The following is a 20,996-nucleotide window of genomic DNA, read 5'->3' as shown; positions in this document are numbered from 1 at the left end:
TGCTGCTGTTCCGCCGGAGGTCCGGCTCCCGCCGAAAAGCCCCCGCAGAAACTTGTCACCAGGGGGTAGACAGTCGTCAAAACCGCGCGCACACTTCAAAACATGGATAGTCACCCCGGGGATGACAGCCCCGAACCCGCATGGGACAGCGTCCTGTCCCACCGGCCCCCGGAAGAGCGGGGAGCCATTGGCGGCCGCTTCGAGGCGGCCGGATTGTCAGCAGAGCAGGTGCGAACCGTCCTGGCCGACGGCGGGGACCGGCTTTACGCTGCAGCCGTCGAAGGATCCCCCGGCTGGGCGGACCCGTTTGGCGGCACCCTGGCCGCAGCCCTCCTGGCCGCTGAGGTCGGCGCCCTGGCAGCCCAGCTGGGCCGCCGGGCCTCGGGCATCAGGTCACTCGCGGCAGCTGACCTGCTCGAGGACTTCAGCGCGGTAACGGTCGCCGAAGAGCTGGGTGTGTCCCGGCAGAAGATATATGAGATTGCCCGGGGCGGCCTGCGCGGCCCGCACCTGGACACGGTCCCTTGGAGGTCTCCGTGAAACAGATCAATGAACGCGTCCAGCTACCCGACGCCAACGAACAGTATCTAGTCCATCCACTGGATCTTGCACAGGCCCGCCGGCCGTTCCTGCTGGCCTGGGTGATGGGTATTATCGGCTCGCCCCAGGTTTTTGCCGCCGTCGCGGCCCTGGTGTGGGTGGGAAGCAACAACTTCGTGGTCCCTTTTATCGCTGCCGGATCGACAATGCTCTTCGCCAATCTGGCAGCGGCCTGGTTCCGGCGCGAGGCGTGGTCCAACATCCCGGGCAAGCGCCGGGATTCGGACCGGCGTTTGCTGGGCCTGAACCTGCTGGCCGCCGTCGTACAGGCACTGGCGCTGGCGGCAGCGGCGGTGGTGCTGATCCTGTGGTTCATTAACCGCACCGTCTCCCCGGAGGTGGCGGCCTTCGCCACCGGCACGGTCACGGCAATCACGGTGCTGATGGCGGTCGATATGGTGGCGACCGCTGTCCGGTCCCGCAGCGGAACAGCCGCCCTTGCCCCCGCAGTGAACCTGCTCGTGGTGGCGGCGGTGTCTTGGTGGGGATTTCTGGTTATCGCCGGGCGGACCGGGCCGCTGGACGTGTCCACCGTCATTATGGGAGCGGCCGTCCTCCTGGCCGTGTGGGGCCTGTGGCTGATCTGGTCGCTCTGGCAGCGCCGGCGGATTGCCCGCGGCCCCGCCGGCGGAAGCGCGGCGTCGGCCGCCTAACCTGCCGCCGCCTAACCTGCCACCAAAGTGTGCAACTGCAGCTGCTGCCCTGCCCCGGGGCGGCAGCTGCAGTCATTGTGGGTGCCTTCCTAGCGTCCGGCGGCGTATCCCTGCGCTCCCCGCGGATTTGCCGCAGCCCCAAGCACTCCCGTGGCGGGATCGCTGACCACCGAGGACAGGCGGCCCAGGGCCCAGTCTCCTGCCCGGGTGACCACGTGGCCGCGGGCTTCGAGGCCTTCAATGACGGCCTCCCCCAGCCGGTCCTCCACCACGGCTCCGCCCGGGGTCCAGGTCCGCGGATAGAAGGACCCGGGAATGGAAGTGGTGTGCAGGGCAGGGGCATCCACTGCCTGCTGCGGCGAGTAACCGCCAACCAGCGTGCGCAGCAGGTACAGCAGCTGCCACTGGTCCTGCTGGTCTCCGCCGGGCGAGCCCAGGGCCGTGACCGGTTTGCCGTCCTTGAGGACCAAAGTGGGCGTCAGCGTGGTTCGGGGCCGCTTGCCCGCGGTAAGGGTGGACGGCGCGCCCTCCTCCAGCCAGGTCATCTGCAGGCGTGACCCCAGGCAGAAGCCCAGCTCCGGAATGGTGGGCGAGGACTGCAGCCAGCCGCCCGACGGCGTCGCCGAGACCATGTTCCCCCACTGGTCCACCACGTCCACATGGCAGGTGTCGCCGCGGGTCTCCCCCGTGGGAAGAACGGTGGGTTCCCCCACTCCGGCGAAGGCCTGCTGCCCGGCAAGGGCCGGCGCGATGTACCCGGTGCGCAGCGGCGGGACAAACGGCGTGTGGCCGGGCACCGTACCGGGGCGGAATTCATGCGAGGCCTTATCCGTGATCAGTGCGCGGCGGGTGGCGGCGTATTCCTCGCTCAGCAGGTAATCCATGGGAACATCCGCGTCGCCGTAGTAGGCCTCGCGGTCTGCTATGGCCAGTTTCTGCGCCTCCAGGATCGTGTGGGCGCCCAGCTCAGTGGAGGGGTCCAGGTATTCGTCGTCGTAGCCGGCCAGAATGGCAAGAGTCTGCAGCAGCGCCGGCCCCTGGCCCCAGGGCCCGGTCTTGGCGATGGTGTGCCCGCGGAATTCAAAGGTCAGTGCGGGTTCGTACGAAGCACTGGCGGACGCGAAATCCTCCAAGGTCATGACGCCGGCGTGGTCCGCGCCGGAGGAGTGGCGGTGCGGGGCGGACAGGAAGTCCACGGCGGCACGCGCCACGAAGCCTTCGCGCCATTCGCGGCGGGCGGCCTCGATCCGCTCCTCGCGGCTGTCCCCCGGTTTGCCTGCGGCCGCAAGCCGGTCCAGCACCGCCGCGTAGGCTGGATTCCGGATCATTTCGCCGTCCGCCGGGATCCTCCCGCCGGGCATCCACTGCGCAGCGGAGCTGGGCCAGTGCTCCGTGAAGAGGTCCGCCACCGAGGCGATGGTGGCGCCCACCCGGCCCAGCACCGGATGGCCGTTGCGGGCGTAGCCGACGGCGAAGGCAAGGACATCCCCCAGTTCCCAGGTGCCGTGGTCCCGCAGCAGCAGCAGCCAGGCGTCGACGGCGGCCGGCACCGCCGCGGCCAGGGCCCCGGCTCCGGGAACCAGTTCCAGTCCCTGGGCAAGGTAGTGTTCCCGGGTGGCATTGCCCGGAGCGGCGCCCTGTCCCATCAGGACCACGGGCTCGGACGGGTTGTCGGCGGTCACGAACACTCCGGTCATGTCTCCGCCGGGCCCGTTGAGGTGGGGCTCCACCACGTGCAGGACGAATGCTGCGGCGGTGGCCGCATCAAAGGCGTTTCCGCCGCGTTCCAGCACTGCTTGGGAGGAAGCGGTGGCCAGCCAGTGGGTGGAAGCGCTCATGCCGAAGGTGCCTTGAAGCGTGGGGCGGGTGGTGAAGGAATCGGGGGCTGTGTAGGTCACGGGGTCGCTTTCGGCTGGAGGTGGCCACTGCTGAATACCATCGAAACTACACCCGGTGGATCGTATACAGTTGCCTGCATCACATCCAGATGAAGGAGTTCCCCGGCGTGAAGCGGTTGAATGCTGTGCCCACCGAACGGGTCCACCTGTGGCTGATGCTGTTGCTGACCTTCTCCACCGGAGTGGTGGACGCCGTCGGTTATCTGGGTTTGGACCGGGTGTTCACCGGCAACATGACGGGAAACGTGGTCCTTCTGGGCATGGCCTTCGCCGGCGGAGCCGATCTGCCGATCCTGCGGCCGCTGCTGGCACTGATCTTCTTCATGCTCGGCGCAGCCTTGGCCGGACGGATGCTGCGCAAGGGGCCGGAGGGCTGGTCCTGGCGCACGTCGGTGGCCCTGACCGTGGTGGCCGGCGGTCTCACTGCGCTCGCTGTGTTCGTGGCGGTGGCGGATGTGCAGGGCAACGCCACCCTGGGCAGCCTCACCACGTCCTCCATGGCTACGGTGATGGGGGTGCAGGCAGCCACGGCGAAGCGGCTGAAGGTAGCCGAAATCACCACAGTGGTGGTCACCTCCACCATCACCGGTCTGGCATCGGATTCCAGGCTGGCCGGCGGCAACAGCCAGTTCTGGCAGCGGCGGGCGCTTGCCATCGCGTTGATCCTGCTGGGTGCCGTGGCCGGTGCAGCAGCCTTGAAGGTCGACTTGTGGCTGGGCCTGGCAGTCTCGGCTGCCATCTCCATTGCGGTGGCTGTGATGGGCTACGTTCGCCACCACCGCGAGCTCCGGACCGGCGCCCCAGGCGTGCCTTAGAGTGGATCCATGCCCGCACAGGATGTAGCCGACTGGACTCCGGTCCACACCCGCCGGCTGATACTCCGCCGTCCCGAAGGCAGTGATGAACATGCCGCCCTGGATCTGCACACCGATCCCCGGACCAACGTGCACCATCCCGCTCCGCGCACCGTCACCCGCGCTTCCTCGGCCCGGATTTTTCATGAAATAGGGCTCCACTGGTACCGCCACGGGTTCGGCGTTTGGGCCGTCAGCACCCAGGAGGATCCGCAGACACTGATCGGGTTCACCGGCCTCTCCCACCGGCTGGTCCATGCCCGGCCGGCGTTGAACCTCTATTACCGCTACCTTCCTGAAGTCTGGGGCCGCGGCTACGCCACCGAGGGAGCCCGGGAGGCCGTCCGGCTCGCGGATGAACTTCTTCCGGGCCTGCCGGTGGTCGCCTACACGACTGCGGACAACATCGGTTCCCAGCACACTGCCCTTGCCGCGGGATTGGACCGGCGGGAGGACCTCGACGTTGACCGCGGCACCTACCGGGACATCTATCTGGCCCGGGGCTGGTACACCGAGCGCCCATAAGGACCCGTCGGCTGCAAAGATTCTCCGCAGCAAACCCGGGGTGAGCCCGGCCGTCAACCCCGTTCCGCGGTAGCCGGGCATTTTTCCGGTACCGGGCGCCTAAATGCACTGCCGGATCTACTCTGATGGTGGGCTCTCCCGTGCTGTCTGCAGCCCGCGTTGTGGCGGCCTTGCCCGCTTCCCGTGTTTTTCCATTGACGCCGCCGTCCGGCGCGACCCGGAGGTAATCATGGACAGCTTCACCCCCAGCACCGACGCGGTAGCCAACAGCATTATCTGGTCAGCACTTCTGGCGCTCGTTCCCCTGCTGTTGTTCTTCTTCCTGCTGGCTGTCGTCAAAACCAAGGCCTACATTGCCGGGGCCTGGTCGCTGCTGGCGGCCCTGCTCATCGCTGTGCTGGGTTTCTCGATGCCCGTGGGCCTGGCGCTGCTCTCGGCCACGCAGGGAGCAGCGTTCGGGTTGTTCCCGGTGGTGTGGATCATCATCATGGCCGTGTGGCTGTACCAGGTCACGGTCCTGAGCGGCCGGTTCGAGGATCTGCGCCGCGTGTTCGACGCCGTGGGCGGCGGCGACCTGCGGGTCCAGGCCATCCTCGTGGCCTTCTGCTTCGGCGGGCTGCTGGAAGCGCTGGCCGGCTTCGGGGCTCCGGTGGCAATCACCGTCACGATGCTCCTGGCACTGGGGATCGCCCCCATCCGTGCCGCCGCCGCAGTCCTGGTTGCCAACACTGCGCCGGTGGCGTTTGGCGCACTGGCCATTCCCATTACGACGGCGGCCAACCTTACCAATTACACGGGCGAAGAGATCGGTGCCGTAGTGGGACGCCAAACCCCGCTGCTGGCCTTCTTCATCCCGCTGGTGCTGCTGTTCATCCTGGACGGACGCAAGGGTCTGCGGGACTGCTGGCCGGTGGCCCTGCTCACCGGCGTCGTCTTCTCCGTGATGCAGTTCCTGTGCTCCAACTACTTCTCCTACGAACTCACCGACATTGTCGCCTCGCTGGTGGCGATGGCCGCTGCCGTCGGCTTCCTGCGCGTCTGGCATCCGCGTAACGGAGCAGAGGCCGATGCGCGGATGAGCGAGGAACTCGCCGCCGCCCGCGCGTCAGGCTGGACTCCGGCCGGCGGCGACGGGAACGCGGACGTCGGCACGGCTGCCACGGACACGGCAGCGGACCGTCTCACGCCGGGCCGGGCGTGGATGGCACTGTTTCCCTATGTCCTGGTGATTGCCGTATTCGGCATCGTGAATCTGTGGACCTGGGGCATCAACATTCCCGAGGCCCTGGAGAAGACGATCATCAAGATTCCCTGGCCTGTCCTGCATGAGAAGCTCCTGGACGCCAACGGGCAGCAGCAGTCCTCCACCGTCTACAACTTCGAGTGGCTGATCAGCCCGGGCACCCTGCTATTGATCAGCGGGCTCATTGTGGCTGTGGTCTATTCCCGGTTCAACGACGGCGGGCGGTATCCGCTGGCCGTCGGGGAGGCCGTGAAGGAAATCGGCCGCACGGCGGTCCGGATGCGCTCTGCAGCCATGACCATCCTGGCGGTGCTGGCCCTGGCCTACGTCATGAACTTCTCCGGACAGACCGTCTCGATTGGAACCTGGCTGGCCGGAACGGGAGCATTCTTCGCGTTCCTCTCCCCGGTGCTGGGATGGATCGGCACCGCCGTGACCGGTTCGGACACCTCGGCGAACGCGCTGTTTGCCAAGCTGCAGCAGACCGCCGGGATTCAGGCCGGGATTGATCCCCAGCTCCTGGTTGCCGCCAACACCGGCGGCGGGGTGATGGGCAAGCTGATCAGCCCGCAGAACCTGGCCATCGGCGCGGCCGCTGTGAACATGAGCGGGCAGGAATCGGTCTTGTTCCGCAAAGTGGTGGGCTGGAGCGTCATCCTGCTGCTGGCCCTGTGCTGCATTGTCTTCCTGCAGTCCACGCCGGTGCTCGGCTGGATGCTGCCATAGACTCCGTCCGGAGCCGGCCGATCAGGCCCCGGCCGCAGCGGTTCGCCCGCGACCGGCAGCGGTCCGCGTCTAGGATGGGTCCATGCCCCGTCTTTCCCGCTTAGCGGCAGCTGCAGCCGCAACCGCCGCCGTCGCCGCCGGGTTCCGGCTCAGCCCGTGGCCGTCGGCGCTGCTCATCCGGGCAGTGTTCTACCGCGGTGCCCGGAAGACCGCCGCCGTCATGCGCGGCCATGTGCCGGCCGGCGGTGTGACGGAACACCGGGGGCTGGCCTTTGAAACGGACAGCGGCAGCGGCACCCTGGACCTCTTCGTTCCGGAGGCAGCCGGCGAACCGGTGCCCCTGGTGGTGTGGATCCACGGCGGCGCCTGGCTCTCGGGCAGCCGGAACGACGTCGAACCCTACCTGCGCATCCTGGCGGCCTCCGGATTCGCGGCGGCCGGCGTGAGCTACACCCGTTCCCCGCGCGCCGTCTATCCGCAGGCCGTGGAAGAAGTGGCAGCAGCACTGGCTTTCCTGGAAAAGCACTCAGCGGACTATGGTGCGGACCCCCGCCGGGTGGTCCTGGCCGGAGACTCCGCCGGCGCACAATTGGCAGCCCAACTGGCGGTGCTCGCCACCAACCCGGACTACGCGCTGCGGACCGGACTCCCTGTTCCCCTGAGCCGCGACGACCTCCGCGGCGTCATTCTGCACTGCGGGATCTATGACGTCGCCGCACTGGACCCGGTGCCGGGGATCCTCGGCTGGGGCTTCCGGACCGCGTTGTGGGCCTACTCCGGGAAACGGGACTGGTCCCCGACCGCCGCCGGGCGTGACATGTCCGTGCTGAACGACGTCACCGGCCTGTTTCCGCCGGCCCTTATTACCGGCGGCAACGGAGACAACCTGACGGGAACACAGTCCATTCCGCTGGCTGAACGTCTCACCCAGCTGAAGACGGATGTCCGGTTCCAGTTCTGGCCCCGGGACCATGAACCGGCACTGCCGCATGAATACCAATTCCTCCTGGACCGGCCGGAAGCGCAGCAGGCCCTGACGGAAACACTCGCCTTCCTCAAGGATGTGTGCTCAACGGACACACCTTCGAAAAGCACTTGAAACAAAAGAAATATCGAGGAAACGCGAATACCCAAAACCTGAAACACGAGTCACCTAAATTGAGGAAACGGCCCGAAGAGAGGCCCGTTCACCGGCCTCGCTGATCATCAGCACGGCCCTCAGAAATAAGGTGCTCAGTGAAAGTACAAAGCATTAAAGGCGCTTTCATTCCCGTTGCAGCCACTGCACTGGCTGCGGTTTTGGCAGGGTGCGGTTCCCAGATTGCAGACCCCGCAGCGGCCGGCCAGCCCAGCGGCGGAACAGATTCCTGTGTTGACACGTCCGGGGACAGCATCAAGATCGGCTTTCTGAATTCCCTCTCCGGCACCATGGCCATTTCCGAAACCACCGTTTTTGACTCCCTCACCCTGGCCGCCGAGGAAATCAACGCCGACGGCGGCGTGCTGGGCAAGCAATTGGAAGTCATCAGCGAAGACGGCGCCTCCGAACCCACCAAGTTCGCCGAACGCGCCGGAAAGCTGATCCAGCAGGACTGCACGGCCGCCGTGTTCGGCGGCTGGACCTCGTCCTCCCGCAAGGCCATGCTCCCCGTCTTTGAATCCAACAACGCACTGCTGTTCTACCCGGTGCAGTATGAGGGACTGGAGTCCTCGGAGAACATTTTCTACACGGGCGCCACTACCAACCAGCAGATCATTCCCGCGCTGGACTACCTCGCGGAGCAGGGCACCAAGACCATCTTCCTGGTGGGCAGCGACTACGTCTTCCCCCGCACCGCCAACAAGATCATCAACTCCTACGCCGAGGCCCACGGGATGGAAATCGTCGGCGAGGAGTACACGCCGCTGGGTTCCACGGAGTTCTCCACCATCGTGAACAAGGTCCGCGATTCCGGGGCCGACGCCGTCTTCAACACCCTGAACGGCGATTCCAATGTGGCGTTCTTCCGCCAGTACACGTCAGTGGGCCTCACCCCCGACACCATGCCCGTGGTTTCGGTGTCCATCGCCGAGGAGGAAGTACCGGGCATCGGCCTGGAGAACATCGAAGGCCAGCTCACCGCCTGGGATTACTACCAAACCCTGGACACGCCGGCGAACACCGCGTTTGTCAGCGCGTTCAAGGACAAGTACGGCGCGGACCGCGTCACCAGCGATCCGATGGAAGCCGCCTACACCTCCCTTTACCTGTGGAAGGAAATGGTGGAAAAGGCCGGTTCCTTCGACGTGGACAAGGTTCAGGACGCCGCCGACGGCGTGAGTTTCGAAGCGCCCGAAGGCACCGTCACGGTCAACGGGGAAAACAACCACATCACCAAGACGCCTCGGATCGGCAAGATCACCTCCGACGGCTTGATCGAAACCGTCTGGGAAGCGCCGGAGGCCGTGGAACCGGACCCGTATCTGGAGAACTACGACTGGGCGTCGGGCCTGTCCTGATTCCCGCCGTCGTCCCCGCCCGTTCTTCCACCTGAAAGGTCCGCCGCAATGGAACTGCTGATTGGACAAATGTTTGCCGGGCTCAGCCTGGGCTCGGTGCTGCTGCTGGCAGCACTGGGCCTGTCGCTGACCTTCGGCCAGATGGGGGTCATTAACATGGCCCACGGTGAATTCATCATGGCCGGTGCCTACACCGCGTTTGTGGTGCAGCAGACCCTGGGCAGCGCCGGAGCTTCCCTCCTGGTCTCGCTGCCGGCGGCCTTCCTCGTGGGCGGAACCATGGGCCTGATCCTGGAAGAACTGCTGCTCAAGCGGATGTACCACCGTCCGCTGGACACCCTCCTGGTGACCTTTGGGGTCTCCCTGATCCTCCAGCAGGTGGCCCGGGACATTTTCGGTGCACCGAGCGTGGACGTCCGGGTGCCCGCCTGGCTGCAGGGCAACGTGGAACTTCTCGGCGCGCCCATTCCGCTGACCCGGCTGTTCATCCTTGCCCTGGCACTCACCTGCCTCGCGGCGCTGGCACTGCTGCTGAAGGCAACCCCGCTGGGCCGGCGGATCCGCGCCGTCGTCGTGAACCGGGACCTGGCCGAGTCCAGCGGCATTTCCTCCCGGCGCACCGACCAGCTGACATTCTTTGTCGGTTCCGGCCTCGCCGGGATCGCCGGAGTCGCAGTAACGCTGATCGGATCCACCAGCCCGTATCTGGGTCCCAACTACATCGTGGACGCCTTCCTCGTGGTGGTGGCCGGAGGCATTGGGCAGATCAAGGGAGCCGCCATCGCCGCCTTCGCCCTGGGCGTGCTGCAGTCGGTGTTCGAATTCTCCACCACCGCCAGCATCGGCAAAGTGCTGATCCTCGCGGCCATCGTGATTTTCCTGCAGGTCCGCCCGCAGGGCATCTTCACCCTCAAGACGAGGAGCCTGGCATGAGCACCGATACAGTCCGCAGCACCACCGGCGGTTTCGCCGCCCGCCTTTCCTCCGTACGGCAGTCCCGGGCAGGGGTCCTGGCCGGCTTCGCCGCCGCGGCAGTCCTGCTCTTGGTCGCTGCGCCCGCACTGCTGCCGGTTTTCAGCCTGGGGCTGTTCGGAAAATTCCTCTGCTTCGCCATTGTGGCCGTGGGCATCGGTCTGGCCTGGGGCCGCGGCGGGATGCTGACCCTTGGCCAGGGCGTGTTCTTCGGTCTCGGCGCCTACATCATGGCCATGCATATGAAGCTGGCCGACGCCGCGCTGTTCGGCGGTTCCGGCGTACCGGACTTCATGGCACTGTACGGCACCGGCACCGTTCCCGGCTGGTGGGAGCCGTTCCGCAGCCCCGTGGTGACCGTTCTCGCCGTCGTGCTGGTGCCCGGGCTGGTGGCGCTGGTCCTGGGTCTGGCCATCTTCAAGCGCCGGGTCAAGGGCGCCTACTTCGCCATCCTCAGCCAGGCCCTGGCCGCCGCGTTTGCCGTCCTGCTCATCGGGCAGCAGGCCACCACCGGAGGGTCCAACGGGCTCAGCGGTTTCCGGTCCTTCTTCGGTTTCGACCTGGCGGACCCGGCCAACAAGCGAATGCTGTACCTGCTGACCGCCGTGGTGCTGCTGCTGGTCGTGGCGGCGGCACGGCAGCTGATGCACAGCCGGTTCGGTGAACTGCTGGTGGCCGTGCGCGACCAGGAGGAACGGGTTCGGTTCCTGGGCTACGACCCCGCGACCGTCAAAACCGTGGTCTACGTGCTGGCTGCGGTGATGGCAGGCGTGGCGGGCGCGCTGTTCGTGCCGCTCGTGGGCATCATTTCCCCTGCCGACGTTGGCGTCACCCCCTCCATTGCGTTCCTCATCGGGGTGGCAATCGGCGGCCGGTCCACGGTGCTGGGCCCGGTCCTCGGCGCGCTGGGGGTGGCCATCGCGCAAACCTCGCTCGCGTCCTCCTTTCCGTCCTTCTGGGTCTACTTCCAGGGACTGCTGTTTGTCCTGGTCATCGGGTTCCTTCCCGGCGGCCTGGCCTCGCTGCCCGCGGTCCTGGGCAGGCTGCGGCGGAAGAGGAACGACGACGGCGGAGCCGCCCGGGAGTCCGGCCCGCCGACAGGTGCACCGCCTGTCCCGCCCGCCGTGCCCCCGGCGCCGGCAGTCTCCGCCGTTGCTTCACCGCTTGCCACCGTTCCCGCAGCTAAGGAGCTCCGCCCATGAAACACCAGATGATTGCCGCGGAACAGCCGCACCTGCTGCTGCCCCAGGGAGAGCCGCAGGCCGGCGGCCAGCGCTCCGGACGTCCGCAGTACCTGGAGGTCCGAAACCTGCGGGTGGTGTTTGACGGATTCACAGCCGTCGACGGGGTCAACCTTGACGTCACCCAGGGCGACCTGCGGTTCCTGATCGGTCCCAACGGCGCCGGCAAGACCACCATCATTGACGCGATGACCGGACTGGTTCCGGCCACCGGATCCGTCAACCACACCGGTACCGAGATTCTCGGCCGAAAGGTCCACCAAATCGCCAAGCTCGGCGTCGGCCGCACGTTCCAGACAGCCAGCGTCTTCGAGAACCTCTCGGTGCTGCAGAACCTGGACATTGCGGCCGGTGCCCGGCGGCGGCCGTTGGAGTTGCTGCGCCGGCGCCGCGGCACCGACCCGGCCGTGGATGAGGCCCTGGAAATCATCGGTTTGGAGCATCTGGCGTCCAAGCAGGCGGGAACCCTGGCGCACGGGCAGAAACAGTGGCTGGAGATCGGCATGCTGCTGGTGCAGAACTCGGAACTGCTGCTGCTGGATGAACCGATCGCCGGCATGAGCCAGGACGAGCGCGCCCAGACCGGCGAGCTGCTGCGCCGGATCGGCGCGAACCGGATCACGCTCGTCATTGAGCACGACATGGATTTTGTCCGTGAGTACGCCACCTCGGTGACCGTCCTGGCCGCCGGCAAGGTCCTCAGCGAGGGCAGCGTGGCACAGGTGCAGGCGGACCCTCGCGTGCAGGAAGTCTATTTGGGCACCACGCCCGCGAAAGGACACTGATGCTGGAAATCAAGGACCTCAAGGCAGGGTACGGACGCACCGAAGTGCTGCACGGGGTCTCCGTGACGGTGCCCGATGACGCCGTCGCCTCCGTCCTGGGACACAACGGCGCCGGCAAATCCACACTGCTGCGCGCCGTCGTCGGCATCATCAAGCCCACAGCCGGAAGCATCCTGTTCAACGGTGAGGACATCGCAGGACTGCGTCCGCATCAGCGGGTGGCACGCGGACTCGCCTACGTCCCGCAGGGCCAGCAGTCCTTCGGTCCGCTGACCACGCTGGAAAACCTGCGGCTGGTGGCGGACGGACGCAAGCGCGGCAAGGCGCTGGTGGACGAGGCACTGGACATGTTTCCGGCGCTGAAACCGTTGCTGGCCCGGCGCGCGGGACTGCTTTCCGGCGGGCAGCGGCAGCAGCTGGCCATTGCCCGCGCGTTGATCACCGAACCCACCCTGCTGATTTTGGACGAACCCACGGAGGGCATCCAGCCCAACGTTGTGGCCGAGATTGAGCAGACCATCATGAACCTCGCCTCGCGGTCCGGCATGCGGGTACTCCTGGTGGAACAGCACATCGGCTTCGCGCTGCAGGCCGCGGACACGTACTACGTCCTGGCGGCCGGGCGGGTCAGCTCAAGCGGCCGCGGCGGTGCATCAGCTGCGGAAACGGTCCGCACGGCCATGTTGATCTGAGGCGCAGCCGCATCATCATCTCCGGTGCAGGATCGGCGGCGGGCTGACCCCCGCCCGGATCCGCGCTAGGCTCGTGCCCAAATTAGTCGTCAACAGGGGGAAACGATGCGCCGGGCACTGACTACGCTGCTGCTGGTCCTGATCACGCTGACCGGGGGTGCCGCCGCAGCCGCTGCCGTAACGCCGGACGAGGTGATCGTCGAAGACACCGCAGGAGTCCTGGACAGCAATACGCTCCTGCCGGCACTGGAAAATATTGAGTTCCGGGAACCCACCACGGTTGCCGTCTATACCTACAACGGGCCTGCAGACAATGAGGACGGAACCGTTCTTAACGCCGAAGTGCTGCGCTTCGCCCGGGAAGAGCACCCCGAGTGGCTGAGCGAAGACGGCCAGAAATGGGCGGACGGACTGTTCATCTTCGCCCTGGATCCCACGGGCCGGTGGACCGGTACGTACTACGGCGAGGACCGCAAGATATCCCTAGATCAGCAGGAGGACATCCGGAGCGAAACCAATGAGCTGTTCGCCGAGGCCAACTGGACCGAAGGAACCATTGCCGCCGTCGAAGAAGCGGCCAAGCTGATCAACCGTCCCTGGTACCTCTCCCCCGGCGCCATCATCGGATTCATCGTTGCCGGGGTGGCCGCGGCGGGATCGGTCGTCACCTACGTGGTGGTGCGGCGGAACCGCCGGACCAAAAACCGGAAGCTGCTGACCGAGGCCGACGCCAGCTATTCCAGCGTGACCCGGGACCTGGACGCTACGGAGGTCAACGCCAACACCATTCCGGATGATTCCTCCTACGGGTCGCGGGTGCTGGAGGAATACCGCACGTTCATGACGCGCTACAACAAGGCCACGGCGCTGGACCGCATCAAGGCCGCGCGGGAAAAGCTCTCGGATCTGCTGGACAAGCACGCCCAAACCGTCATCTCGGCGCAGGCCAAGACAGACAGCGAGCGCAAGCTCATGCAGAAGGAACTGGACAAGGCCTCCGCGCCGGGCCGCCGGGACCGCCGCTACCGTCCCGGAATCGTGGACACGGCCTTCCCCGCCTACTTCTACTACTCGGTGGGAAGCTTCAACACCGGCATCCAGCACGGCACCAGCAGCGTGGAATCGGCCCGCAGCTCCGCGTCCGGCTCCACCGGGTACGGCGGCTCGGGCGGCAGCTTTTCCGGGGCGGGCAGTTCCGGAAGGTTCTAACTGACCTGCAGCCGCTCCCTCCCGTGCGTCTCACACCCTCCGGCTTGTACTGACTTACAGGGGAACCCGGGCGTCCGAATGATCAACAAGCCGACGGGCCGCTCGAGCATGGGCGGAGGCTTCAGCGTTCTGCCGGTCCGATTCAAGCAGGGCCGCGCGCCGTGGGCCCGGCACCGTCGCCGGGCTGTCGGTGTGTGGCCGGGAAACCGTCCCTGGATTGCGCCGTGCTTCGGTTTTGGCACGCGCGGCGGCAAGCAGCATTTCCCGGCGGACCGCCGCGCGCTCCCCCGGAGCCAGATACTGCACATGGCGGCCGCTGCTCAGGCGGCGTGCACCCTGGTTGAGCACAAGCCGCAGATCACGCAACCGGGCTTCAACGCTTCCGCCGGGGCGCTCCGTTGCATCCAGGTAGGTGTCACAGGCCCGATGCATCTCCAGCAAAGTATTCGCGGAGGCAGAAGAGCCGGGACGAAGCTCGCTCAGGGTCTCGCGCACCTGCAGACGGATATCAATAACGCTGGAACGGCACCGCACAGGATCTAGCCCGGACTCAGCGGTGCCGGGACCGTTTTCGGCTAGCGCCCGTTTCAGGTGCACCTGGGTGATCAGTGCCTGCAGCGCCCTTCTCTCTCGCGCGCCCTGAAGCCAGCGCAGCCCCGCTAGGGCGGCCGCAACGCCGAGAACCACGCCAACCACGCTTCCTACCAGAAAAAACCACCACATGTTCTGTCCCTCCCCCAGGCTGCGGCTCCCGTTCCGCCGCTGAAAGGGAACTGTACGAACACATCGCCCGGTGCACCAGAGAGATTCGGGAAATGAGTAGCAACTGTTTGTAGCTGTGCCGCCAAACACCACGGGGCATGAGATTCCTCGCAGCAGCCGGCCGGGACCCGCCAGCTGGCGGTAAACGCGCCGTTTGGCGTCCAAAGGCACGTCCTAGCTTAAAAAGATGAAGATCTTCTCGCTTCCCGCGGTGGGAGTGGCGGCAGGCGCAGCCGCTGCTGCAGGGTTGGCCGCAGCTGTGGTGCTGCATCAGCATCCGCTGCCGTCAGCACTGCTCATCCGCGGGGTTTTCGCCAGTGCCAACAAGTTTCAGGCGAAGAAAATCCAGCCCCATATCCCCGGTTTGCGTGTCATCCGCCACCGTGGACTGCGCTATCTCGGGGCCGGCGGCAAACCGTCCCTGGACCTGTTCCTTCCGGCCACAGACCGGAAACCGCTTCCCGTGGTGATGTGGATTCACGGCGGGGCCTGGATTTCAGGCGACAAGGAAGACGTGGCGCCTTACCTGAAGGTCCTCGCCGGCTACGGCTATGCGGTGGTGGGCGTGGGGTACTCCATCTCGCCCGAAGCGGTCTATCCCACCGCTGTGAAAGAACTGAACGCTGCGCTGGCCTTTGTACGCGAACATGCGGACCGCTACGGACTGGACCCGAACCGCATTGTTCTCGCCGGTGATTCCGCCGGAGCGCAACTGGCCGCCCAGCTGGCGCTGGCCATCACCAACCCCGAGTATGCCCGGGACACCGGGGTGGTCCCCGCGGCCGCCCCCGAGCAGCTGCGCGGAATCCTGCTGAACTGCGGAGTTTTTGATTTCGATGCCGTGGCCAGCATGGCAGGCCCCGTGGGCTGGGGCCTGCGGAAGGCGCTCTGGTCCTACACCGGTTCCAGGGACTGGGCATCGACCTCCGCCGCAGCACACATGTCCATCCCGGCGCACGTGGACCACCGTTTTCCGCCCACCTATATTTCCGGGGGCAACGGCGACAATCTGACCCTCACCCAGTCCCTTCCTCTGGCGGACCGGCTGGAGGAACTTGGCGTGCCGGTGGTCCGCAGCTTTTGGCCCCAGGATTACAGGCCGGCTCTGGGCCACGAGTACCAGTTCCAGCTGCACCGTCCCGAGGCAAGGGAATCGCTGCAGCAGACCGTTGCCTTCCTGGAAGATGTGACCGGTGTTTCCGCCCTGCCCCGGCGGCCGCTCGAGAAGGTCATCGCCCTGGAGGAGGACCTGCTGGCGGAACTTCCGGAGATCGAGGAGAAACTCGCGGCGTAGCGGTAACCCGCAGCCTCAGCTGCGGACGATAACGACGTCCAGGTTCCGCGGCCCGTGCACTCCTTCGACCCGTTCCAGCTCAATGTCCGAGGTGGCGCTGGGACCACTGATCCAGGTCAGCGGACGGGTGCCGTCCAGCCGGCGCAGCGCTTCGGGAAGAATCCCGGCGATGTCCCCCTCCCGCACCACACAAATGTGGTGGTCCGGAACCAGCGTGATGGCGCGCCGGCCCTGGTTCGGGCTGCCGTCCAGAATGATTGTTCCGGTCTCCGCCACGGAGACGGCGCTGCCGGTGACGACGGCGTCCACCGCATCCAGCTCCGCCACGCTCAGCGGCGCGTCCGCGGCGTCGATCCGGCGGCGCCCGGGGGCCGCTGCTTCCGCGTCCGCCAGCCAGGCGCCGTCGATCCCGGCGGGAACCACGTAACTGGCGGCGTCCCGGAGCAGCTCGGCGATCCGCGGAGCCAACCCCGCTTCATCCACCACGGTGACTCCGGCCTTGTAATCCACCAGCCGGTCCACCAGCAGTTCGATGCGTTCTTCGGCGCTCATGCCGGAGTCTTCGCGGTAGGTCCGCGGAATCTCCGGCACCGCAGGGTGATCCCGCAGCGCTGAGCGCAGCCGGTCCAGGATGTCTGTCCGTGCGCTCATGCCTGTTCTCCGGTGTTCGCGGAATCCGTGGGGGTGGACCCCGCAGCGGGATCCTTGTGTTCCTTGGCCCACCAGTCGCGGAACGAAGCGGCGGGCGGAGCCGGGATGTCCCGGCTCTGTGTCCAGCCGCCCACAAGGCCGGGCAGCTTGGTGATCTTCTTTTTGCGGCCGGCGGCAATCCGGCCCAGGGGCAGTCCCTTTTCCAGCAATCCAAGATGCTTCCCGGAGGAGAACGCCCAGGAGGCACCCTTCATCATCAGGTCCATCTGGGAGGGCAGCTTCTTCTTGCCCCGCTTGCTGTCCACGTCCTCCGCGCGCAGGTGCACCAGAATTTCCGGGATGTTGATTTTGACCGGGCAGGCGTCATAGCAGGCGCCGCAGAGCGAGGAGGCATACGGCAGCGAACTGTTTTCCTCGGAAGTGATGCCGGTCATCAGCGGCGACAGGATGGCGCCGATGGGCCCCGGATAGGTGGAGCCGTAGGCATGGCCTCCGGTGCGTTCGTACACCGGGCACACATTCATGCACGCCGAGCAGCGGATGCAGTGCAGGGCCGAGCGGCCCATTTCATCGGCCAGGGCGGCGCTGCGGCCGTTGTCCAGGAGCACCAGGTGCACGTTCTGCGGACCGTCGCCTTCGGTGACGCCCGTCCACAGCGAGGTGTAGGGATTCATCCGTTCCCCGGTGGAGGAGCGCGGCAGCAGCTGCATGAACACTTCAAGGTCCTGCCAGGACGGCAGCAGCTTTTCCACGCCCATGACGGTGATCAGGGTTTCGGGCAGGGTCAGGCACATGCGCCCGTTGCCTTCTGATTCGACGACGGCGAGGGTCCCGGCGTCTGCGATCGCAAAGTTGGCACCGGAGATGGCCACCTTGGCGGAAAGGAACTTCCGGCGCAGGTGGGCACGCGCTGCTTCGGCCAGCTTGGCCGGGTTGTCGGTGAGGTCCGGGTCCACGCCGGGCATTTCCCGCAGGAAGATGTCCCGGACCTGGGTGCGGTTCTTGTGGATGGCAGGGACCAGGATGTGGCTGGGCTTGTCATGGTCCAGCTGAACAATCAGCTCGGCCAGGTCGGTTTCAAAGGCGGCAATGCCCTGTTCTTCCAGGTACTCGTTCAGGCCGATTTCCTGGGTGGCCATGGACTTCACCTTGACCACTTCATCCACGCCCTGTTCGCGGATCAGGTCGCGGACAATCTCATTGGCTTCAGCAGCGTCCCGGGCCCAGTGGATGATGCCGCCGCGGGCCGTGAAGTTCTGCTCAAACTGTTCCAGCAGCTCGGGCAGCCGGGCCATGACGGCCTGTTTGGTGGCGCTTCCGGCGCTGCGCAGGTCCTCCCAGTCCGGCAGTTCCCCCACCACCCGCAGCCGCTTGTCGCGGATGGTGTGGGTGGCGTGGCCCAGATTGGCGCGCAGCTGGCTGTTGCCCAGCTCGCGCTTGGCCGCCGAAGGGAAGGACTCGGTGGCGTTGAGGTTGCCCTGCCCGAAGACGGGCAGCGTTGGCATGCCCAGGTAGGTGGTGCTCATCGGGAAGCCTTTCCGCTCACGAGAACGTCTCCGGTGACGGACACCGGATTTTCACGGGTGCTGGCGAGGATATCGGCGAGGTGCAGGGTAGTGACGCTGCTGCCTTCCCGGGAAAGCCCGCCGCCAATGTGCAGCAGGCAGGAAGCGTCTCCGCCGGAGCACAGCTCGGCTCCGGTAGCTCTAATGTTGGCTGTTTTGTCCTCGAGCATGGCGGTGGAAACATCCGCGTTCTTCATCGAGAAGGTGCCGCCGAAGCCGCAGCACTGGTCAGCCTGGGGCAGCGGCTGCACGGTGATCCCGCCAACGGTCTGGAGCAGGTTCAGCTGCCGGTCGCCCAGGCGCAGCAGGCGCATGCCGTGGCAGCTGGGGTGGTAGGTGACGTTGTGCGGGAACCAGGATCCCAGCTGTTCGGCGGCGTTGGTGACGCCGAGAACGTCGGTCAGGAGTGCGGAAAGCTCATAGGTCTTGGCGCCGACGGCTTCCGCCCGGGCTTCCAGGGCTGCGTCACCGCAGGACCGGGCCACCATTGCATGCTGGTGTTTCACCGAGGCGACACAGGAACCGGAAGGCGCGACGGCGACGTCGTAGTCCTGCGATTCGAAGGCTTCAATGTGGTTGCGGACCACGGGAACGGCCTCGGGCAGGTATCCGGAGTTCACGTGCATCTGCCCGCAGCAGGCCTGCCCGGCGGGGAACACCACTTCGTGCCCCAGCCGCTCGAGGATGGCCACCGTTGCCCGGGCGGTGCGCGGATACATCGCGTCCACGATGCAGGTGGCGAATAGAGCGATTCTCATGGCTGCCTTTCAGCGGGGCAATGCCCCGAACGTGTGGTCTGACCATAGTAGAACATGTTACGGCGGACACATCCAAGCCCGCCGGTGCTGGTGACCACCATCACAGACATCCGCAATTTGCGCTAGACTCCTTTGGTCTGACCACTGTGGCCTGACCATACCTTGCCCCTCAATGCGGAGGAACCCCGTGGAGTCGTTCATTCCCAGCACTGATCCGGTGCTCAACAGTGTTGCCGTGTCGGCACTGGTAGCCCTTGTGCCGCTGCTGACCTTCTTTGTGCTGCTTGCCTACGTCAAGGTCAAGGCGCACGTGGCGGGCGGGGTGGCCCTGCTGGCGGCGCTCGCCGTTGCCGTCTTCGCTTTTGAGATGCCGGCGGGCCTGGCCGTACTGTCCGCCACCCAGGGCGCCGTCTTTGGAGCCTTTCCGGTGCTGTGGATTGTCATCATGGCCATCTGGCTCTACCAGATCACCGTCCTGAGCGGCCGGTTCGAGGACCTGCGCCGGGTCTTTGATGTCATTGGCGGCGGGGACGTACGCGTGCAGGCCATCCTGGTGGCGTTCTGCTTCGGCGGCCTCCTGGAGGCGCTGGCCGGCTTCGGCGCACCCGTGGCCATCACGGCCACCATGCTCGTGGCGCTGGGCATCAAGCCGCTCAAGGCCGCAGCCGCCGTGCTGGTGGCCAACACCGCACCGGTTGCCTTCGGGGCCATGGCCATTCCGATCACCACCGCAGCCTCCCTGACCGGACTCGATGCCGGCCACATCGGCGCAGTTGTTGGGCGGCAGGCACCGGTGCTGGCCGTCGTCGTGCCGCTAATCCTGGTCTTCATCCTCGACGGCCGCCGCGGTGTCCGGGACACCTGGCCCGCCGCCGTGATCACCGGTGTTGCCTTCGCCGTTGCACAGGTGCTCTGCTCCACCTTCTTCTCCTACGAACTCACTGACATCGTGGCTGCACTGGCAGGTCTGGGTGCCGCCGTCGTCTTCCTGAAGTTCTGGCAGCCCCGCGGCCTGGAAGCTGCCCGCGAGCGCATGGGCCTGCCGGCCCTCGCCGTCGGCTCCGCTTCCGTCAACGCCGGCGGTTCCGGAAACCGCAGCCGCAGCGCCGCAGCCGTCAAGGACGGGGACTCGCTGACCCGTTCGCGCACCCTGCTGGCCCTCTTCCCGTATTTCCTGGTGATCCTGATCTTCGGCATCGCCAAGCTGTGGAAGTGGGGCGCGGACGTTCCCGCTTTCCTGGCCTCCACGGACATCAAGGTGCCCTGGCCCTGGCTGCACGACCGCCTGCTCAGTGACGCCGGCGAGCCCGTCTCCTCCACCATCTACACCTTCAACTGGCTCTCCAGCCCGGGCACGCTGCTGCTGATCACGGGGCTTATTGTGTGTGCGGTCTACGCCAGGTACGACGACGGCGGCCGCTACTCCATGACCGTGGGCAACGGCGTGACCGAGATCTTCCGGACCATCTGGAACATGCGCTGGGCCGGCCTGACCATCCTCTCCGTACTCTCCCTGGCCTACGTCATGAACTTCTCCGGACAGACAGTGTCCATCGGCACCTGGCTCGCGGGAACGGGGGCATTCTTTGCCTTCCTCTCCCCCGTGCTGGGGTGGATCGGCACTGCCGTCACCGGCTCGGACACCTCGGCCAATGCCCTGTTTGCCCGGCTGCAGCAGACCGCCGGGCTTGAGGCCGGCATCGATCCGAACCTCCTCGTGGCGGCCAACACCACCGGCGGCGTGGTGGGCAAGCTGATCAGCCCGCAGAACCTCGCCATTGCAGTCACCGCCGTGAAACTGGACGGCCAGGAATCGGTGCTGCTGCGCAAGGTGGTGGGCTGGAGCGTTGGCCTGCTGCTGGTGCTGTGCACCCTGGTCTACCTGCAGTCCACGCCGATCCTGGGGTGGATGCTGCCGTAGCCGGACTTCCTGTTTCGGGAAGCAGCTTCAGCAGGCTGCGGATGCAGCACAAGTGCGGGGCCGGAGCTTCTCCGGCCCCGCACTTGTCCGTCCGGCTACCGGAAGTCATGAGGGTCGTTTTCCGGTTCCGGCACATGGCAGGATGGAG

Annotated in this window: 19 protein-coding genes; 14 read left to right on the top strand and 5 right to left on the bottom strand. The window is 66.3% G+C overall.

The window, feature by feature from the left end:
- Positions 1-102 precede the first annotated feature (102 nt).
- On the top strand, positions 103-540 hold the full coding sequence (locus CXR00_RS13425) for a hypothetical protein (protein ID WP_104055067.1): 438 nt from the start codon (positions 103-105) through the stop codon (positions 538-540).
- Positions 537-1,253 (top strand): hypothetical protein, encoded by a 717-nt coding sequence (locus CXR00_RS13420; RefSeq protein WP_104055066.1) that lies wholly within the window; start codon positions 537-539, stop codon positions 1,251-1,253. Before CXR00_RS13425 ends, CXR00_RS13420 begins: the two co-directional genes overlap by 4 nt.
- An 89-nt stretch (positions 1,254-1,342) precedes the next feature.
- Here CXR00_RS13420 and CXR00_RS13415 read toward each other — a convergent pair whose 3' ends face one another.
- Positions 1,343-3,151: a gamma-glutamyltransferase family protein gene (locus CXR00_RS13415; protein WP_104055065.1), complete on the bottom strand. Its 1,809-nt coding sequence runs from the start codon at positions 3,149-3,151 to the stop codon at positions 1,343-1,345.
- Between the two features lie 107 nt (positions 3,152-3,258).
- Between CXR00_RS13415 and CXR00_RS13410 the strand changes: the two genes are divergently transcribed.
- From CXR00_RS13410 to CXR00_RS13365, 10 genes are all read left to right on the top strand, one after another.
- On the top strand, positions 3,259-3,966 hold the full coding sequence (locus tag CXR00_RS13410; RefSeq protein ID WP_104055476.1) for a YoaK family protein: 708 nt from the start codon (positions 3,259-3,261) through the stop codon (positions 3,964-3,966).
- 9 nt (positions 3,967-3,975) lie between these two features.
- The gene (locus tag CXR00_RS13405; RefSeq protein ID WP_104055064.1) at positions 3,976-4,530 is read left to right on the top strand and encodes a GNAT family N-acetyltransferase; all 555 of its coding nucleotides are present in this window, start codon (positions 3,976-3,978) and stop codon (positions 4,528-4,530) included.
- Positions 4,531-4,759: 229 nt separating this feature from the next.
- Positions 4,760-6,499: an L-lactate permease gene (locus CXR00_RS13400; protein ID WP_104055063.1), complete on the top strand. Its 1,740-nt coding sequence runs from the start codon at positions 4,760-4,762 to the stop codon at positions 6,497-6,499.
- 82 nt (positions 6,500-6,581) lie between these two features.
- On the top strand, positions 6,582-7,598 hold the full coding sequence (locus tag CXR00_RS13395) for an alpha/beta hydrolase (RefSeq protein ID WP_104055062.1): 1,017 nt from the start codon (positions 6,582-6,584) through the stop codon (positions 7,596-7,598).
- A gap of 137 nt (positions 7,599-7,735) precedes the next feature.
- Positions 7,736-8,998, top strand: a complete 1,263-nt coding sequence (urtA, locus tag CXR00_RS13390; protein WP_181032561.1) for an urea ABC transporter substrate-binding protein — start codon at positions 7,736-7,738, stop codon at positions 8,996-8,998.
- Between the two features lie 48 nt (positions 8,999-9,046).
- Positions 9,047-9,931, top strand: coding sequence for an urea ABC transporter permease subunit UrtB (gene urtB / locus CXR00_RS13385; protein WP_104055061.1), 885 nt, complete (start codon positions 9,047-9,049; stop codon positions 9,929-9,931).
- Positions 9,928-11,172: an urea ABC transporter permease subunit UrtC gene (urtC, locus tag CXR00_RS13380; protein WP_104055060.1), complete on the top strand. Its 1,245-nt coding sequence runs from the start codon at positions 9,928-9,930 to the stop codon at positions 11,170-11,172. The genes urtB and urtC overlap by 4 nt, the downstream gene beginning before the upstream one ends.
- Positions 11,169-11,996, top strand: coding sequence for an urea ABC transporter ATP-binding protein UrtD (gene urtD, locus CXR00_RS13375; protein ID WP_219816021.1), 828 nt, complete (start codon positions 11,169-11,171; stop codon positions 11,994-11,996). Before urtC ends, urtD begins: the two co-directional genes overlap by 4 nt.
- Positions 11,996-12,688 (top strand): urea ABC transporter ATP-binding subunit UrtE, encoded by a 693-nt coding sequence (gene urtE / locus CXR00_RS13370; protein WP_104055059.1) that lies wholly within the window; start codon positions 11,996-11,998, stop codon positions 12,686-12,688. Before urtD ends, urtE begins: the two co-directional genes overlap by 1 nt.
- Before the next feature lie 105 nt (positions 12,689-12,793).
- Positions 12,794-13,897, top strand: a complete 1,104-nt coding sequence (locus tag CXR00_RS13365) for a DUF5129 domain-containing protein (protein ID WP_104055058.1) — start codon at positions 12,794-12,796, stop codon at positions 13,895-13,897.
- A 54-nt stretch (positions 13,898-13,951) separates the two neighbouring features.
- Here the strand turns inward: CXR00_RS13365 and CXR00_RS13360 are convergent, their stop codons facing one another.
- On the bottom strand, positions 13,952-14,620 hold the full coding sequence (locus CXR00_RS13360) for a hypothetical protein (RefSeq protein ID WP_104055057.1): 669 nt from the start codon (positions 14,618-14,620) through the stop codon (positions 13,952-13,954).
- A 226-nt stretch (positions 14,621-14,846) separates the two neighbouring features.
- Here CXR00_RS13360 and CXR00_RS13355 point away from each other — a divergent pair, with 226 nt between their 5' ends.
- Positions 14,847-15,953 carry an alpha/beta hydrolase gene (locus tag CXR00_RS13355; protein ID WP_104055056.1) on the top strand — a complete coding sequence of 369 codons (1,107 nt, stop codon included), beginning with the start codon at positions 14,847-14,849 and terminating at the stop codon, positions 15,951-15,953.
- Positions 15,954-15,968: 15 nt separating this feature from the next.
- Here CXR00_RS13355 and CXR00_RS13350 read toward each other — a convergent pair whose 3' ends face one another.
- Genes CXR00_RS13350 through CXR00_RS13340 form a run of 3 tightly spaced genes read right to left on the bottom strand, consistent with a single transcriptional unit; the run spans position 15,969 to position 18,927 of the window.
- Positions 15,969-16,604, bottom strand: a complete 636-nt coding sequence (locus tag CXR00_RS13350) for a lactate utilization protein C (RefSeq protein WP_104055055.1) — start codon at positions 16,602-16,604, stop codon at positions 15,969-15,971.
- Positions 16,601-18,130, bottom strand: a complete 1,530-nt coding sequence (locus CXR00_RS13345) for a LutB/LldF family L-lactate oxidation iron-sulfur protein (RefSeq protein WP_104055054.1) — start codon at positions 18,128-18,130, stop codon at positions 16,601-16,603. The genes CXR00_RS13350 and CXR00_RS13345 overlap by 4 nt, the downstream gene beginning before the upstream one ends.
- Positions 18,127-18,927, bottom strand: coding sequence for a (Fe-S)-binding protein (locus CXR00_RS13340; RefSeq protein ID WP_104055053.1), 801 nt, complete (start codon positions 18,925-18,927; stop codon positions 18,127-18,129). Before CXR00_RS13340 ends, CXR00_RS13345 begins: the two co-directional genes overlap by 4 nt.
- A 187-nt stretch (positions 18,928-19,114) precedes the next feature.
- Here CXR00_RS13340 and CXR00_RS13335 point away from each other — a divergent pair, with 187 nt between their 5' ends.
- Positions 19,115-20,848: an L-lactate permease gene (locus CXR00_RS13335; protein ID WP_219816020.1), complete on the top strand. Its 1,734-nt coding sequence runs from the start codon at positions 19,115-19,117 to the stop codon at positions 20,846-20,848.
- Positions 20,849-20,996 lie beyond the last annotated feature (148 nt).

Source organism: Arthrobacter sp. 9E16, assembly GCF_002929435.1.
Classification (GTDB): Bacteria; Actinomycetota; Actinomycetes; order Actinomycetales; family Micrococcaceae; genus Arthrobacter_B; species Arthrobacter_B sunyaminii.
This window is presented reverse-complemented; position numbering and strand designations above follow the sequence as displayed.

Excerpts from the sequence above, each read along its gene's own strand:
- CXR00_RS13425 (WP_104055067.1), top strand. The coding sequence starts at position 103 with ATGGATAGTCACCCCGGGGATGACAGCCCCGAACCCGCATGGGACAGC.
- CXR00_RS13405 (WP_104055064.1), top strand. The coding sequence starts at position 3,976 with ATGCCCGCACAGGATGTAGCCGACTGGACTCCGGTCCACACCCGCCGG.
- CXR00_RS13400 (WP_104055063.1), top strand. The coding sequence starts at position 4,760 with ATGGACAGCTTCACCCCCAGCACCGACGCGGTAGCCAACAGCATTATC.
- CXR00_RS13395 (WP_104055062.1), top strand. The coding sequence starts at position 6,582 with ATGCCCCGTCTTTCCCGCTTAGCGGCAGCTGCAGCCGCAACCGCCGCC.
- urtB (WP_104055061.1), top strand. The coding sequence starts at position 9,047 with ATGGAACTGCTGATTGGACAAATGTTTGCCGGGCTCAGCCTGGGCTCG.
- urtC (WP_104055060.1), top strand. The coding sequence starts at position 9,928 with ATGAGCACCGATACAGTCCGCAGCACCACCGGCGGTTTCGCCGCCCGC.
- urtD (WP_219816021.1), top strand. The coding sequence starts at position 11,169 with ATGAAACACCAGATGATTGCCGCGGAACAGCCGCACCTGCTGCTGCCC.
- urtE (WP_104055059.1), top strand. The coding sequence starts at position 11,996 with ATGCTGGAAATCAAGGACCTCAAGGCAGGGTACGGACGCACCGAAGTG.
- CXR00_RS13365 (WP_104055058.1), top strand. The coding sequence starts at position 12,794 with ATGCGCCGGGCACTGACTACGCTGCTGCTGGTCCTGATCACGCTGACC.
- CXR00_RS13360 (WP_104055057.1), bottom strand. The coding sequence starts at position 14,620 with ATGTGGTGGTTTTTTCTGGTAGGAAGCGTGGTTGGCGTGGTTCTCGGC.
- CXR00_RS13355 (WP_104055056.1), top strand. The coding sequence starts at position 14,847 with ATGAAGATCTTCTCGCTTCCCGCGGTGGGAGTGGCGGCAGGCGCAGCC.
- CXR00_RS13350 (WP_104055055.1), bottom strand. The coding sequence starts at position 16,604 with ATGAGCGCACGGACAGACATCCTGGACCGGCTGCGCTCAGCGCTGCGG.
- CXR00_RS13345 (WP_104055054.1), bottom strand. The coding sequence starts at position 18,130 with ATGAGCACCACCTACCTGGGCATGCCAACGCTGCCCGTCTTCGGGCAG.
- CXR00_RS13340 (WP_104055053.1), bottom strand. The coding sequence starts at position 18,927 with ATGAGAATCGCTCTATTCGCCACCTGCATCGTGGACGCGATGTATCCG.